The sequence below is a fragment of the Kitasatospora sp. Root107 genome, from assembly GCF_001424875.1.
Lineage (GTDB): Bacteria > Actinomycetota > Actinomycetes > Streptomycetales > Streptomycetaceae > Kitasatospora.
This window is the reverse complement of the sequence record NZ_LMCT01000012.1, coordinates 47,232-61,504: the sequence shown is the minus strand read 5'-3', so window position 1 is coordinate 61,504 and position 14,273 is coordinate 47,232. Positions and strand designations below refer to the sequence as shown.

The following is a 14,273-nucleotide window of genomic DNA, read 5'->3' as shown; positions in this document are numbered from 1 at the left end:
GGGCACAGCGCTGTCATGGGTCGGCTCAGTCCGTGGCCTTCGGGTGGCCGGTGCCTGCATACACGATCCAGGCCGTGCGGTTGACGTCGTCGAGGAGGTACCAGATGCGGCCTCCACCGGTGACCTCGTACTGCCAGCGCTCAAGGGTCTGGCCCTTGAAGGTGGTGGTGCCGAGCTTGCCTTTGAGGCGGTGCTGGCGTTCGGGGCTGTCCGATGCTCGCGGGGCGGAGCGGATTCGCTCGAAGGCGCGGCGCAGGTTGCCCGAAGCGTGGCGGGACAGGTGCTCCCAGCCGTCGGCGGCCTCGGAGCTGGCGAACCGCAGGTCGTACTCGTCGTCGACCGGAGGCGGGGCCGCCCGGTCGCCCCGCTTCGGGCTCACTCGGCGGCCTGTGGCATCGGGACGGGGCCGAGGTCTCCTTCGGGTTCACGGGTGAGGAGAGCGAGCAGGGCTGGATCCGCGTAGATCTCGGCGCTGTGACGCCACTGGGCCAGCAGTATCGCAATCGGCGCCAGGTTCTCCAGGGCCGCTGCACCCTGGGCGGTGTCCACCAGCTCGGCGAGCAAGGTGTCCATGTCCTCCGACGGAAGGAACGTGGTCCACGGCAGGGCCTCGGGAAGGGCTTGGCGCAGTGCGGTGGTGTTCTCGGTGCGTACCAGCCCAGCGAGCAGACGGGCAGTGAAGTCGACCACGGTGGTGTCCTGCTCCAGCTGGTCGACACGCATGAGGGCGAGGTCGCCGGCGTCGCGCCGCCGCAGACGCAGCGCTCGCACGGCGTCCAGGCGTCGGGTGGTTGCGGCCGGATGGTGGAGCAGCTCGCTGAACGGCACGTCCTCGTAGGCGACAGTCATGACATCCACACTAGCTCGGATGTTGCTGGATCCGATAGCTGGACGCTCGTGTCGGCAGTCAACGGTGCCCGGGTCTGGTGGAGGAGCCCGGACACCGTCGGCGTCCCGTCAGATGCCGGCCGCGGCCGCCAGGTCGCGCTTGATCGCGGCGAGCAGGTCGGTCGCGCGCTCGCGGGTGTCGGCCAGGTCGGCGGCGGTGGCGACCGGGAGGACGACCTCGAGGTAGCACTTGAGCTTGGGCTCGGTGCCGGAGGGGCGGACCACGATGCGGGCGGCGGTGACGGACTCGCCGGCCAGGTAGTAGCGGAGGCCGTCGGTGGGCGGGAGCTCCGGGGTGCCGGTTGCCAGGTCGTCGGCGCGGGTGACGCGCAGGTCGGCCAGGGCGGTCGGGGGCTGGGAGCGCAGGCGCTGCATGGCGTCGGAGATGACGGAGAGGTCCTCGACCCGGACCGAGAGCTGGTCGGTGGCGTGCAGGCCGTGCTCCAGCGCCAAGTCGTCGAGCAGGTCGGTCAGGGTGCGGCCGGACTGCTTGAGGGTGGCGGCGAGTTCGGCGACCAGCAGGGCGGCGGTGATGCCGTCCTTGTCGCGGACGCCCTCGGGGTCGACGCTGTAGCCGAGCGCCTCCTCGTAGCCGTAGCGCAGACCCTCCGCGCGGGAGAGCCACTTGAAGCCGGTCAGCGTCTCGGCGTAGCCGAGCCCGGCGGCGGCCGCGATCCGGCCGAGCAGGGTGGAGGAGACGATGGTGGTGGCGAAGACACCGGTCGCGTGCTTGGCGACCAGGGCGGAGCCGAGCAGCGCGCCCACCTCGTCGCCGCGCAGCATCCGCCAGCCGCCGTTGTCCGCGACGGCGACGGCGCAGCGGTCCGCGTCCGGGTCGTTGGCGATCACGATGTCGGGGCCGACCGAGGTGGCGGTGCGGAACGCGAGGTCCATCGCGCCCGGCTCCTCCGGGTTGGGGAAGGCCACGGTGGGGAAGTCCGGGTCGGGCTCGGCCTGTTCGGCCACCACGGTCGGGGCGGGGAAGCCGGCCTGCTTGAAGGCGGCGACCAGGGTGTCCCGGCCGACGCCGTGCATCGGGGTGTAGACCACGTCGAGGTCGCGGGCCCCGGCCGGGTCGACCACGGTGACGGCGCGGTCCAGGTACGCCTCGACGACGTCGTCGCCGAGCACCTCCCAGCCGCCGTCGGCGAGCGGCACCTGGTCCAGCGAGACGATCGCGTCGATCTCGGCGGCGATGCCCGCGTCGGCGGGCGGGACGATCTGCGAGCCGTCGCCCAGATAGACCTTGTAGCCGTTGTCCTGCGGCGGGTTGTGGCTGGCGGTCACGGTCACGCCGGCGGCCGCACCGAGGTGGCGGACGGCGAAGGCCAGTACGGGGGTGGGCAGCGCGCGGGGCAGCAGGGCGGCGCGCAGCCCGGCGCCGACCACCACGGCGGCGGTGTCCCGGGCGAAGTCGTACGACTTGTGCCGGGCGTCGTAGCCGATCACCACCAGGTCGCCGAGCTGTTCGGCCTTCACGTACGCGACCAGACCGGCGGCGGCCCGGATCACCACGGCGCGGTTCATCCGCATCGGGCCCGCGCCCAGCTCGCCGCGCAGCCCGGCGGTGCCGAACTGGAGCCGGTCGCTGAAGCGTTCGGCCAGCCGGGACCAGGCGATCCGCTCGCCGCCCTCGGGCTCGCCCTCGGCGGCGGCCAGCAGCGCGGTGAGCTCCTCGCGGGTCTGCGGGTCCGGGTCCTCGGCGAGCCAGGTCCGGGCGCGCGCGAGCAGATCGGTGGTCTGGGACATTGCTGCCAGCTCCCTCTGAGGGTGAGTGGGAAAAGAGACGGAGCCGCCACCCCGGACAGCGGGTGGACGGCTCCGGACTACTGATTCTGCGTCAGATGACGGTCAGATCCGCTCAAGGACCTTCGCCAGCAGCGCGCCCATCCGCTCGGCGCTGGCCTTGCCGGCCTCCAGCACCTCTTCGTGGTTGAGCGGCTCGCCGGTGATGCCGGCCGCCAGGTTGGTGACCAGCGAGATGCCCAGCACCTCGGCGCCGGCCTCGCGGGCGGCGATTGCCTCCAGCGTGGTGGACATGCCGACCAGCTCGCCGCCGATCGCCCGGACCATGCCGATCTCGGCCGGGGTCTCGTAGTGCGGGCCGCGGAACTGCACGTAGACGGCCTCGTCGAGCGAGGAGTCCACCTCGCGGCAGAGCTCGCGCAGCCGCTTGGAGTACAGGTCGGTGAGGTCGACGAAGTTGGCGCCGACGATCGGGGAGTCCGCGGTGAGGTTGATGTGGTCGCTGATCAGCACCGGCTGGCCGGGCACCCAGCCCTCACGCAGACCGCCGCAGCCGTTGGTCAGCACCACGGTCTCGCAGCCCGCCGCGACGGCGGTGCGGACGCCGTGCACCACGGTGGCCACGCCGTGGCCCTCGTAGTAGTGGTTGCGGCCGAGGAAGATCAGCGCGCGCTTGTCGCCGATCTTGACCGAGCGGATCTTGCCGGAGTGGCCCGCGACGGCGGGGGCCGGGAAGCCGGGCAGGTCGGTGACCGGGAACTCAGCCACGGTCTCGCCGAGGGCGTCGGCAGCCGGCACCCAGCCGGAGCCCATCACCAGGGCGACGTCGTGGCGCTCGGCACCGGTCAGCTCACGCAGACGCGCGGCGGCCGTCCGAGCGGCGGCGTAGGGGTCGGCGGAGACGTTGGACTGAGGAGATGCGTTCACGTCACCGAGAATAGACGGCAATCGCCTACGCGCGTAGACATACCCGGCGAACCATGCCGGATCGTTACCCGGATGACCTAGAGACCCAAACGAACACCCGCTACGGGCCGCCCTGTTCGGAGGGTTCTACAAGCCGATGATCAGCAGGGCCGTCGCCGCAGGTCCAGCACGTAGTCGTCCGGTGCGCCCGCGCTCTCCGCCGCGTCCGCGATCATGCCCAGGTAGCGGGCGGCGGGCAGCCCGCCCTCCCAGTCGTTCAGCACGTACGTCCAGACCGGGATGTCCCCGTCCAGGGTGTGCGCCCGGAGCCGGATCTTCCGGTAGATACCGAGCTGCAGGCCCTCCCAGCGGTCGAGCCCGTCCTCGTCCATCGGCGCGACGTCGTAGAGGGAGACGAAGACCTGCTCCTTCTCGTCCTCCACCACGGTGGCCAGCGAGCCCTCCCAGCCCAGCTGCTCGCCACCGAAGGTCAGCCGCCAGCCGTCCAGCCACCCGGTGCCGCGCAGCGGCGAGTGGGGGGCGCGACGGCTCATCTGCCGGGCGTCGAGGTTCGTGGCGTACGCGGCGTAGAGGGGCATGGCGTCACCATACGGGAGAGCGGAGCCCGCAAGGGAGCGGGTACGGAGCTTCTGACGGTCCGTCCGAACACGCATTCCGGACAGTTCACGACCGGGTCCGATCGGAGCTGAGCACAATGCAACGCCCCCGGCGTGGCGCCGGTCTCGGCGTACGGGACAATGGTGCATGTGACTCGGATCGTGATCATCGGTGGCGGACCCGGCGGATATGAGGCGGCCCTCGTGGCCGCCCAGCTCGGCGCGGAGGTGACCGTTGTCGACCGCGACGGTCTGGGCGGATCGGCGGTGCTGACGGACTGCGTGCCGTCCAAGACCCTGATCGCGACGGCGGAGGTGATGACCACCTTCGACAGCTCGTACGAGGAGCTGGGCATCATCGTCGCGGACGACACCCCGCCGATCGAGGGGTCGGCCCGGGTGGTGGGGGTCGACCTCGGCAAGGTCAACCGACGGGTGAAGCGGCTCGCCATCGCGCAGTCGCACGACATCACCCAGTCGGTCACCCGGGCGGGGGTCACCGTGCTGCGCGGCAAGGGCCGGCTCGGGGCCGGCGGCCAGGCGGCGGACGGCTCCCGCGAGGTGATCGTGGACGGTGCCGACGGCTCGACCGAGACGCTCCGGGCCGACGCCGTGCTGATCGCCACCGGCGTGCACCCGCGCGAACTCCCCGACGCCCAGCCGGACGGCGAGCGGATCCTGAACTGGACCCAGGTCTACGAGCTGGAGGAGCTGCCGCGCGAGCTGATCGTGGTCGGCTCCGGCGTCACCGGTGCCGAGTTCGCCGGTGCCTACCAGGCGCTCGGCTCCAAGGTCACCCTGGTCTCCTCCCGCGACCGGGTGCTGCCCGGCGAGGACCCGGACGCCGCCGAGGTGCTCGAGGAGGTCTTCCGTCGCCGCGGGATGAACGTGATGGGCCGTTCGCGGGCCGAGAGCGCCAAGCGGATCGGCGACCGGGTCGAGGTCACCCTGGCCGACGGCACCGTGATCGAGGGCACCCACTGTCTGATGGCGGTCGGCTCGGTGCCGAACACCGCCGGTCTCGGCCTGGAGGAGGCCGGGGTCAAGCTCAACGACTGGGGCCAGATCCAGGTCGACCGGGTCTCCCGGACCAGCGCCCCCGGCGTGTACGCGGCCGGCGACTGCACCGGCGTCTTCATGCTCGCCTCGGTCGCCGCGATGCAGGGCCGGATCGCGATGTACCACGTGCTCGGCGACGCGGTGCAGCCGCTCAACCTGAAGACGGTGGCCTCCAACGTCTTCACCGACCCGGAGATCGCCACGGTCGGCTACACCGCCACCGACGTCTCCTGCGGGAAGATGGACGCGATCGCGATCAAGCTCCCGCTGCGCGGCAATCCGCGGGCCAAGATGCAGGGCATCCGGGACGGCTTCGTGAAGCTGTTCTGCCGCCCGGGCACCGGCATCGTGGTCGGTGGTGTGGTCGTCGCGCCGCGCGCCAGCGAACTCATCCATTCGATCTCGCTCGCTGTGGACAACAACTTGACGGTCGAACAGGTGGCCGGTGCCTTCACGGTCTACCCGTCGCTCTCCGGCTCCACCGCCGAGGCCGCCCGTCAGCTGCACATCCGCAAGCGGGAGGACTCGGACTCCTGAGCTGCGGAACGGAGTTGGGGCGGTCGCCGACGGCGGCCGCCTCTGCCGTCTCACCCGCCCGGCCGAGCGTGATCACCGGCAGCTGACGGCGCGTATTGTACGGTCGCACGCTGCTCCGAGGTGAGCATTTCCCGATACCAGCTGCAAACGCCTGAAAGCAGACGGTCATTCAGTTACCGTCGGTTCTGTGTTTGCTGCAGAACGTCGCCAGTTGATCCTCGAAATGGTGCGCGCCAACGGAGCGGTATCGCTCCGTGAGTTGGCCCGCGTCGTCCAGACCTCCGAAGTCACCGTACGCCGAGACGTCCGGGCGCTGGAGGCCGAAGGGCTGCTCGACCGCCGGCACGGCGGCGCGGTGCTCCCCGGCGGCTTCAGCCGGGAGCCCGGTTATCCGCAGAAGACCCATCTCGCGGCCGCCGAGAAGAGCGCGATCGCCGATCTCGCCGCCTCGATGGTCGAGGAGGGGGACGCCGTGGTGGTCGGCGCGGGCACCACCACCCAGGAGTTGGCCCGTCGGCTGGCCCGGGTGCCCGGGCTGACCGTGGTCACCAACTCGCTGCTCGTCGCCCAGGCGTTGGCCCATGCGAACCGGGTGGAGGTGGTGATGACGGGGGGCACCCTGCGCGGATCCAACTACGCCCTGGTCGGCAGCGGGGCGGAGCAGTCGCTGAACGGCCTGCGGGTCACCAAGGCCTTCATCTCCGGCAGTGGCCTGACCGCCGAGCGCGGTCTCTCCACCACCAACATGCTCTCCGCGAGCGTGGACCGGGCACTGGTGCAGTCGGCCACCGAGGTCATCGTCCTCGCCGACCACACCAAGCTCGGCGCGGACACCATGTTCCAGACCGTCCCGACCGAGGCGATCACCCGCCTGGTGACGGACGAGCAGGCCGCCGGGACGGACCTGACCGCCCGCGAGCTGGACGCGCTCGCCGACTGCGGCGTGCAGATCTCGATCGCCCCGCTCGGCCCGCCGGCCGACACCCCCGTGCACCAGCAGCCCGCCGCGGTCAACGCCGCCCCTCGGCGCCCGGCACCGCTCCCCGGGCAGCGCCGCCCGGAGCACCAACTCCCGGGCCGTCTCACTGAGTTGACGGCTCCTCGTGCACGCTGAGGCACACGGTGCAGCACAACAGGGGCTCGGGGAACTGCGACGCCGACCTCTGCAAAGGTCACCCGTGCGTGCGTGGTCAGGCACTTTCGCCTGTTGACCCGCACGCCACGTAGCGTCGCCGTTCCCCGAGCCCCTGGATGGTGCAACTCAAGGTCCGTTAAAAAGTCAGTCCTTGATCTCGCAGAGCACCGCGCCGCTGCTCACGCTGCCACCGACCTCGGCCTTGAGGCCGGTGACGGTGCCCGCCTTGTGGGCGTTGAGCGGCTGCTCCATCTTCATCGCCTCCAGGACCACGATCAGCTCGCCCTCGGCGACCACCTGGCCCTCCTCGACGGCGACCTTGACGATGGTGCCCTGCATCGGCGAGGCCAGCGTGTCACCGCTGGCCGCCGCGCCGGCCTTCTTGGCGCCGACCCGGCGCTTGGCCTTGCCGGTCGCCGAGGCGCCGGCCGCCGGTGCGGAGGAGACGCCGAGCGAGGAGGGCAGCGAGACCTCGATCCGCTTGCCACCGACCTCGACCACCACGGTCTCCCGCTGGTCGGCCTCGTCCGCGTCCGCGCCACCACCGGTGAAGGCCGGGATGGTGTTGGCGAACTCGGTCTCGATCCACCGGGTGAAGACCGTGAACGGGCCTTCGCTGTCGTGGACCTCCGGCGCGAACGCCGGGTCGGTGACGACCGCCTGGTGGAACGGGATGGCGGTGGCCATGCCCTCCACCTTGAACTCGGCGAGCGCCCGGGCGGCGCGCTGCAGCGCCTGCTTGCGGGTGGCGCCGGTGACGATCAGCTTGGCCAGCAGCGAGTCCCAGGCGGGGCCGATGACCGAGCCGGTCTCGACGCCCGCGTCCAGCCGGACACCGGGGCCCGACGGCGGCGCGAACAGGGTCACGGTGCCGGGCGCCGGGAGGAAGTTGCGGCCCGGGTCCTCGCCGTTGATGCGGAACTCGATCGAGTGGCCGCGGATCTCCGGGTCGTCGTACCCGAGGGCCTCGCCGTCGGCGATCCGGAACATCTCGCGGACCAGGTCGATCCCGGTGACCTCCTCCGAGACCGGGTGCTCCACCTGGAGACGGGTGTTGACCTCCAGGAAGGAGATCAGCCCGTCCTGGGAGACCAGGAACTCGCAGGTACCGGCGCCGACGTAGCCCGCCTCGCGGAGGATCGCCTTGGAGGCCCGGTACAGCTCCACGTTCTGCTCGTCCGTCAGGAACGGCGCGGGCGCCTCCTCGACGAGCTTCTGGTGCCGGCGCTGGAGCGAGCAGTCACGGGTGGAGACGACCACCACGTTGCCGTGCTGGTCGGCCAGGCACTGGGTCTCCACGTGCCGCGGCTTGTCCAGGTACTGCTCGACGAAGCACTCGCCGCGACCGAAGGCGGCGACCGCCTCACGGACCGCCGACTCGTACAGCTCGGGGATCTCCTCCAGCGTGCGGGCGACCTTGAGGCCGCGGCCGCCGCCGCCGAACGCCGCCTTGATGGCGACCGGCAGACCGTGCTCGCGGGCGAACACCACGACCTCGTCGGCACCCTGGACCGGCTCCGGCGTACCGGCCACCAGCGGGGCACCCGCGCGCTGGGCGACGTGACGGGCGGTCACCTTGTCGCCGAGGTCGCGGATCGCCTGCGGCGGCGGGCCGATCCAGGTCAGGCCCGCGTCGATCACGGCCTGGGCGAAGTCCGCGTTCTCGGACAGGAAGCCGTAGCCGGGGTGGATCGCGTCCGCCCCGGAGTCCGCCGCCGCCTGGAGCACCTTGGCGATGTCCAGGTAGCTGGTGGCGGGGGTGTCGCCGCCGAGCGCGTACGCCTCGTCGGCCGCACGGACGTGGAGAGCGTCCCGGTCCGGCTCGGCGTAGACGGCGACGCTGGCGATACCGGCATCCGAGCAGGCCCGGGCGACTCGGACGGCGATTTCGCCACGGTTGGCGATGAGCACCTTGCGCACGTTTGGCTCCCTTCTTGAACCACGTTGAGTTTATGGATTGCGAGGGTGTACCGGCGAGTAGCCCCAGGTGGTGAGCTTGCCCACACGGAGCGTGACGCGAATTCGTGATCACCCGGATACGGAGCGGCATGCGCCGCTGGTGGCGACGTTACGCGGTCGGCCTATAGCGAGCCCGAAGCCGGTCCGGGGCGTTCCGGGCGTGCCGTGGCCTTCGCCACATCACCTGCACCGTCCGCCTCATTCGCCCACCTCATCCGGCCGCCGCGAACGCTTTGGCCGTGATGTCGGAGGCGAGTTCGACCACATCGGGTCCGTACGCCTCCGGGTTGACCACGCGGAGCATCAGGGCGAAGGCGCCGTCCCGGCCGTGCCGGTGGGCCAGTTGCCGGTGACGGGAGGTCAGGTAGCGGACCGCCGCGTGGTTGGAGGTCGCGGTCTGGCCGGCTATCAGGAAGACCGGGCGGCTGCCGGCGCCGGCGTGCACCCGGGCCAGCAGGACGTACGCCTGCGCCACGCCGTCGGCGGAGTCGTAGCGGAAGGTCTCGTCACCCGCCGCGATGGTGCTGGCGTAGTGCTGTCCGGGCTCCGCGGCGAAGTTCACCCCGGGCAGCCAGTTGCGCAGGTGGGCGGCGGTCCGCTCGTTGCTCTCCGGGCCGCCGAGGCAGAACTCGGCCTTCCCGCCCAGCCCTTGGCGGACCTGGTCGTGCGCGACGACGTCGGCCTGCGCGCCGCACTCCTTGACCAGCGCGGCCAACTCCATCAGCGCGTACACGTCGTTGCGCGAGACGCTCTTCGAACTCGTCGCCGCGGTATGCCGGTTCACCACCAGCAGGCACTCGGTGCCGCCGGGCATGCCGAAGAACTCCCGGACCCGGCCGAGCCTCCGGCGTCGGCGCAGGGTGGGGGCGAGCCAGCCGAGGCCGGCGCTGATGGCACTGGCCAGCAGGCCGAGCACCAGGTTGAGCAGGCTGTCGATCATCGCGCTGTCCCTTCCTGGTTCCTTCCCGATCCGGCGACCGCGCCAGCCTAGCGGCCGGGCCCACCCGGCGAGGGTGGCTCAGGGCAACAGATGTACGGGCCAGGATCTGTCCGGATCAGCACGCCCGAAGCGGAGGCGGAGGATCCGGTTCGACCGGTGTCCAACCGTGATGGTCTGGACCATTGACGAGGATTCCCACTGATCCCTAGCGTTTCGGCCGACGGTCGCCGCCCGGTGCCCGTCGTCAACTCGACGGGGGAGTCGAAGAGATGAAGATTCGTACGGTCATGCCCGCGCTCGGCGCGCTGGCCGCCGTCCTGCTGCTCGCGGGCTGCGGTAGCGACGGCGAGGGCCCGGCCAAGGCCGCGCCCAGTGCCGGTGCTCCCGGGTACGGCTGCCTGGAGCAGGCCAGGGCCGACAAGGGCTTGTTCGCGCTCGACAGCGTGGCGAAGCGGGACGCCTACTACCAGGACTCGGATCCGGGCAAGGCCAAGGTCGCGGTGGTGTTCTCGCACGAGAACGGGGCCACGCTCTGCGACTGGATCCCGTTCGTCGAGGACTTCACCAGGGCCGGCTACGCGACGCTGGCCTACACCTCGGCCGGTGACCTGCCGCAGGACATCGAGGCGGCGGCCAAGTACCTCAAGGGGAAGGGCGTCGAGAAGGTGGTCCTGGTGGGCGCCTCGAAGGGCGGTACCGGCTCGCTGGCCGCGGCCGCGACCCCCGGTGGGTCGCTCCCGGTGGCAGCCGTGGTCACGCTCAGCTCGCCCACCAGCTTCGGCAGTTGGAACGGGGTGGAGGCGATCGCCAGGATCAGTGCACCGCTGTTCATCGCCGCCCAGGAGAACGACCAGCCGTTCGCCGAGAACGCCGCCGAACTGGCGAAGGCCGCCACCGCCCCGGTCAAGGAGCTGAAGATCTACCAGGGCGCCAGCCACGGCGCCCGGCTGCTGCCGCAGGGCACCGCCAAGGCCGACCTGCTCGCCTTCCTGGCGAAGAACGCGCCGAGCGGTTAGACCGGTCGGTCTTAGCTCCAGAGGTCGGTGATCCGGACGTCGAGGTCGGCGAGCAGCCGTCGCAGCAGCGGCAGCGAGAGGCCGATCACGTTGCCCGGGTCACCGTCGATGCCGTCGATGAACGGTGCCGAGCGGCCGTCCAGGGTGAACGCCCCTGCCACGTGCAGGGGTTCGCCCGAGGCGATGTAGGCGGCGAGCTCGGCGTCGTCCGGGGTGCCGAACCGGACGGTGGTGGAGGCGGTCGCCGAGGACTCCTTGCCGGTGGCGGTGTCGATCACGCAGTGGCCGGTCTGCAGCACGCCCTCGCGGCCGCGCATCGCCTGCCAGCGGGCCAGCGCGTCGGCCGGGTCGGTGGGCTTGCCGAGCGCCCGGCCGTCCAGCTCGAGCACCGAGTCGCAGCCGATCACCAGCTGACCGCCGGTCAACTCGCCTGCCACTGCACGGGCCTTGGCCTCGGCCAGCACCAGGGCGAGCTCGGCGGGGGTCGACGCGGTGATCGCGTCCTCGTCCACCCCGCTCACGATCACCTGCGGGTCGAGGCCCGCCTGGCGCAGCAGCCCGAGGCGGGCGGGGGAGGCGGAGGCGAGGACGAGGGTGCGGTTGCTCATGCGCTCACCTTAGCCAGGGGGCTCGGGGTGAAAAGCGAAAGTGCCTGACCATGTACGCAGGGATCACCTTGTGCGAGGTTGGCGTCGCCCACGCGGCGGAGCCGCACATCAGCAGAGCCCCGAGCCCCTGGGTAGTCCCTGGCTGAGCAGCTGGGCGGGATCAGAGCATCAGGAGGACCGCCAGCAGCAGCGCGAGCGCAGCCAGTACCGGACCGGCCCGTCGCAGCATCCGCTGTACGCGACGGGCCTCGGCCGACGGTTCGTCCCGGGGGTCTGACCAGAGCACCTTCTCAGGGTGCGCTGCCGACCGCCCGGAACGCTTGAGTACGGATACTCAACTCAGCCTGCCCATCCGGACGTGCGCCAGACGTTCACGGGTGGTGCTCGGTGAGCAGCTTCTCGGCGCCCGGCAGCGGGTCGGCGGCCTGTGCGGCGGCGGCCCGGGCTGAGACCACCGCCAGGACGGTGGCCAGCTCCTCAGGGGTCGGCTGCCCGTGCAGCACCTGAATCGGAGTCATAGCTCAATCATCTCCCCGTGAACGCCTAGAGCGGAATGTTGCCGTGCTTCTTCGGCGGCAGGACCTCGCGCTTGCCGCGCAGCGCCCGCAGCCCCCGGACGATGTGCCGCCGGGTCTCGCTCGGCGCGATCACCGCGTCCACGTAGCCGCGCTCGGCGGCCAGGTACGGGTTGAGCAGGGTGTCCTCGTACTCGGCGACCAGCTCGGCGCGGCGGGCGTCGACGTCCGCGCCGGCCTTGGCGGCCTCGGTCAGTTCGCGGCGGTAGACGATGTTCGCGGCGCCCTGGGCGCCCATTACGGCGATCTGCGCGGTCGGCCAGGCCAGGTTGAGGTCGGCGCCGAGGTGCTTGGAGCCCATCACGTCGTACGCGCCGCCGAAGGCCTTCCGGGTGATCACGGTGATCATCGGGACGGTCGCCTCGGCGTACGCGTAGATCAGCTTGGCGCCGCGCCGGATGATGCCGTTCCACTCCTGCTCGGTGCCGGGCAGGAAGCCGGGGACGTCCACGAAGGTGATCACCGGGATGTTGAAGGCGTCGCAGGTCCGGATGAACCGGGCGGCCTTCTCGCTGGCGTTGATGTCCAGGCAGCCGGCCAGGTCCATCGGCTGGTTGCCGACGATGCCGACCGGGTGGCCCTCGACCCGGCCGAAGCCGGTGAGGATGTTGCCGGCGTACAGCGACTGGGTCTCCAGGAACTCGCCGTCGTCGAGGATGTGCTCGATCACCTTGTGCATGTCGTACGGCTGGTTCGCCGAGTCGGGCACCAGGGTGTCGAGTTCGAGGTCCTCGTCGCTGATCTCGAGGTCGGCCTCCTCGGGGAAGGCCGGCGGCTCGGAGAGGTTGTTGGAGGGCAGGTACGAGAGCAGGCTCTTGACGTACTCGATCGCCTCCTTCTCGTCCGCCGCGAGGTAGTGCGCGTTGCCGGACTTGGCGTTGTGGGTGCGGGCGCCGCCCAGCTCCTCCATGCCGACGTCCTCGCCGGTGACGGTCTTGATCACGTCCGGGCCCGTGATGAACATGTGCGAGGTCTGGTCGGCCATCACCACGAAGTCGGTGATCGCGGGGGAGTAGACCGCGCCGCCCGCGCACGGGCCCATGATCAGCGAGATCTGCGGGATGACGCCCGAGGCGTGCACGTTGCGGCGGAAGATCTCGCCGTACAGGCCGAGCGAGACCACGCCCTCCTGGATCCGGGCGCCGCCGGAGTCGTTGATGCCGATCACCGGGCAGCCGGTCTTCAGCGCGAAGTCCATCACCTTGACGATCTTCTCGCCGAACACCTCGCCGAGCGAGCCGCCGAAGACGGTGAAGTCCTGGGCGAAGACCGCGATCTGACGGCCGTCCACGGTGCCGTAGCCGGTCACCACGCCGTCGCCGTACGGCCGGTTCTTCTCCTGGCCGAAGTTGATCGAGCGGTGCCTGGCGAACTCGTCGAACTCCACGAAGGAGTCCTCGTCCAGCAGCTCCTGGACGCGCTCACGGGCCGTCAGCTTGCCCTTGGCGTGCTGCTTCTCGACGGCTGCGGCCGAGCCGGAGTGCACGGCCTCGTCGATCCTGCGGCGCAGGTCGGCGAGCTTGCCGGCGGTGGTGTGCGGGTCGTGCGACGCCTCGGTCATCCGGTCGGCTCTCCCTGAATCCATCGGCCGCTCCCGGGTGCATGACTGCGTGAGGGCAGGTGCGGCGCTGCGAACTACCGCTGGGTAGCGTAGCCAGCCCGGGGCTGTTCCGGTTATGGCCAGCGACACAGTGCAGCCTGGCGTGTTTCTGCGGCAGCATGGTGCGGCTCACGGCTCGATGACGGGGCCGGTTCGGCGTTCTAACCTCTACTCTCCAATTAAAGGGTTAGGGTGAGTGCTGTCCGGTCATCAGGTGCGACCAGTGAGGATTCGTCATGTCCGCTGCCCGTCCCCCGCTTCCGCCGTTCACCGCCGAGAGTGCCGCCGCCAAGGTCCGGGCGGCCGAGGAAGCCTGGAACTCCCGTGACCCGCAGCGGGTGGCGCTGGCGTACACACCCGACTCGGTCTGGCGCAACCGCGACGAGTTCCTCACCGGGCGCGAGGCGATCGTCGAGTTCCTCACCCGGAAGTGGGCGAAGGAGGAGGAGTACGCGCTGCGCAAGGAGCTGTGGGCGTACACCGGCAACCGGATCTCGGTGCGGTTCACCTACGAGTGGCGCGACCGGGCCGGCCAGTGGTGGCGCAGCCACGGCAACGAGCAGTGGGAGTTCGCCGAGGACGGGCTGATGCGCCGTCGGGAGGCGAGCATCAACGACCTGACGATCGCCGAGGCCGACCGGACCATCTTCGGTGCTCGCGCCGGAAGTGACGGCTGACGCGCCGTCG

The 14,273-nt window shown here is 70.9% G+C and carries 15 protein-coding genes; 4 read left to right on the top strand and 11 right to left on the bottom strand.

Features of this window, described 5'->3' with window-relative positions:
* Positions 1–25 precede the first annotated feature (25 nt).
* The 5 genes from ASC99_RS11900 to ASC99_RS11880 form a co-directional block, all read right to left on the bottom strand.
* The gene (locus ASC99_RS11900) at positions 26–379 is read right to left on the bottom strand and encodes a hypothetical protein (protein WP_057231082.1); all 354 of its coding nucleotides are present in this window, start codon (positions 377–379) and stop codon (positions 26–28) included.
* Positions 376–849: a hypothetical protein gene (locus ASC99_RS11895; RefSeq protein WP_057231080.1), complete on the bottom strand. Its 474-nt coding sequence runs from the start codon at positions 847–849 to the stop codon at positions 376–378. Before ASC99_RS11895 ends, ASC99_RS11900 begins: the two co-directional genes overlap by 4 nt.
* 108 nt (positions 850–957) lie before the next feature.
* On the bottom strand, positions 958–2,637 hold the full coding sequence (locus ASC99_RS11890) for a phospho-sugar mutase (RefSeq protein ID WP_057231078.1): 1,680 nt from the start codon (positions 2,635–2,637) through the stop codon (positions 958–960).
* Positions 2,638–2,739: 102 nt separating this feature from the next.
* Positions 2,740–3,561, bottom strand: a complete 822-nt coding sequence (locus tag ASC99_RS11885; protein ID WP_057231076.1) for a purine-nucleoside phosphorylase — start codon at positions 3,559–3,561, stop codon at positions 2,740–2,742.
* Between the two features lie 140 nt (positions 3,562–3,701).
* Entirely contained in the window at positions 3,702–4,139 is a 438-nt protein-coding gene (locus tag ASC99_RS11880) for a gamma-glutamylcyclotransferase (protein WP_057231074.1), read from the bottom strand.
* Positions 4,140–4,298: 159 nt separating this feature from the next.
* Between ASC99_RS11880 and ASC99_RS11875 the strand changes: the two genes are divergently transcribed.
* Positions 4,299–5,753: an NAD(P)H-quinone dehydrogenase gene (locus ASC99_RS11875; RefSeq protein WP_057231072.1), complete on the top strand. Its 1,455-nt coding sequence runs from the start codon at positions 4,299–4,301 to the stop codon at positions 5,751–5,753.
* 187 nt (positions 5,754–5,940) lie between these two features.
* Entirely contained in the window at positions 5,941–6,867 is a 927-nt protein-coding gene (locus ASC99_RS11870) for a DeoR/GlpR family DNA-binding transcription regulator (protein WP_082598268.1), read from the top strand.
* 165 nt (positions 6,868–7,032) lie between these two features.
* On the opposite strand, the gene ASC99_RS11865 is transcribed toward ASC99_RS11870, so the two are convergent.
* On the bottom strand, positions 7,033–8,808 hold the full coding sequence (locus ASC99_RS11865; RefSeq protein ID WP_057231068.1) for a biotin carboxylase N-terminal domain-containing protein: 1,776 nt from the start codon (positions 8,806–8,808) through the stop codon (positions 7,033–7,035).
* A 250-nt stretch (positions 8,809–9,058) separates the two neighbouring features.
* The gene (locus tag ASC99_RS11860) at positions 9,059–9,787 is read right to left on the bottom strand and encodes a hypothetical protein (protein WP_057231067.1); all 729 of its coding nucleotides are present in this window, start codon (positions 9,785–9,787) and stop codon (positions 9,059–9,061) included.
* A gap of 269 nt (positions 9,788–10,056) precedes the next feature.
* On the opposite strand from ASC99_RS11860, the gene ASC99_RS11855 reads away from it, so the two are divergent.
* Positions 10,057–10,803, top strand: coding sequence for an alpha/beta hydrolase (locus ASC99_RS11855; RefSeq protein WP_057231066.1), 747 nt, complete (start codon positions 10,057–10,059; stop codon positions 10,801–10,803).
* Between the two features lie 11 nt (positions 10,804–10,814).
* Here the strand turns inward: ASC99_RS11855 and ASC99_RS11850 are convergent, their stop codons facing one another.
* The 4 genes from ASC99_RS11850 to ASC99_RS11845 all read right to left on the bottom strand — a co-directional run bounded on the left by ASC99_RS11850 (position 10,815) and on the right by ASC99_RS11845 (position 13,547).
* Positions 10,815–11,411 (bottom strand): nucleoside triphosphate pyrophosphatase, encoded by a 597-nt coding sequence (locus tag ASC99_RS11850; RefSeq protein ID WP_057231065.1) that lies wholly within the window; start codon positions 11,409–11,411, stop codon positions 10,815–10,817.
* 160 nt (positions 11,412–11,571) lie between these two features.
* Complete coding sequence (mmpB, locus tag ASC99_RS41690) at positions 11,572–11,697, bottom strand: morphogenic membrane protein MmpB (protein WP_255359236.1); 126 nt, start codon at positions 11,695–11,697, stop codon at positions 11,572–11,574.
* A gap of 85 nt (positions 11,698–11,782) precedes the next feature.
* Positions 11,783–11,929, bottom strand: coding sequence for an acyl-CoA carboxylase epsilon subunit (locus tag ASC99_RS37100; RefSeq protein WP_082598267.1), 147 nt, complete (start codon positions 11,927–11,929; stop codon positions 11,783–11,785).
* Between the two features lie 25 nt (positions 11,930–11,954).
* The gene (locus tag ASC99_RS11845; RefSeq protein WP_057231064.1) at positions 11,955–13,547 is read right to left on the bottom strand and encodes an acyl-CoA carboxylase subunit beta; all 1,593 of its coding nucleotides are present in this window, start codon (positions 13,545–13,547) and stop codon (positions 11,955–11,957) included.
* A 275-nt stretch (positions 13,548–13,822) separates the two neighbouring features.
* On the opposite strand from ASC99_RS11845, the gene ASC99_RS11840 reads away from it, so the two are divergent.
* A complete protein-coding gene (locus ASC99_RS11840; RefSeq protein ID WP_057231063.1) occupies positions 13,823–14,263 on the top strand; it encodes a nuclear transport factor 2 family protein in 441 nt (146 codons plus the stop codon).
* The last annotated feature ends 10 nt before the right edge of the window (positions 14,264–14,273 follow it).

Coding starts and splice junctions, on each gene's coding strand:
- ASC99_RS11880 (WP_057231074.1), bottom strand. CDS start 4,139: ATGCCCCTCTACGCCGCGTACGCCACGAACCTCGACGCCCGGCAGATG.
- ASC99_RS11895 (WP_057231080.1), bottom strand. CDS start 849: ATGACTGTCGCCTACGAGGACGTGCCGTTCAGCGAGCTGCTCCACCAT.
- ASC99_RS11840 (WP_057231063.1), top strand. CDS start 13,823: ATGTCCGCTGCCCGTCCCCCGCTTCCGCCGTTCACCGCCGAGAGTGCC.
- ASC99_RS11845 (WP_057231064.1), bottom strand. CDS start 13,547: ATGACCGAGGCGTCGCACGACCCGCACACCACCGCCGGCAAGCTCGCC.
- ASC99_RS11850 (WP_057231065.1), bottom strand. CDS start 11,411: ATGAGCAACCGCACCCTCGTCCTCGCCTCCGCCTCCCCCGCCCGCCTC.
- ASC99_RS11890 (WP_057231078.1), bottom strand. CDS start 2,637: ATGTCCCAGACCACCGATCTGCTCGCGCGCGCCCGGACCTGGCTCGCC.
- ASC99_RS11875 (WP_057231072.1), top strand. CDS start 4,299: ATGGTGCATGTGACTCGGATCGTGATCATCGGTGGCGGACCCGGCGGA.
- ASC99_RS37100 (WP_082598267.1), bottom strand. CDS start 11,929: ATGACTCCGATTCAGGTGCTGCACGGGCAGCCGACCCCTGAGGAGCTG.
- ASC99_RS11860 (WP_057231067.1), bottom strand. CDS start 9,787: ATGATCGACAGCCTGCTCAACCTGGTGCTCGGCCTGCTGGCCAGTGCC.
- ASC99_RS11855 (WP_057231066.1), top strand. CDS start 10,057: ATGAAGATTCGTACGGTCATGCCCGCGCTCGGCGCGCTGGCCGCCGTC.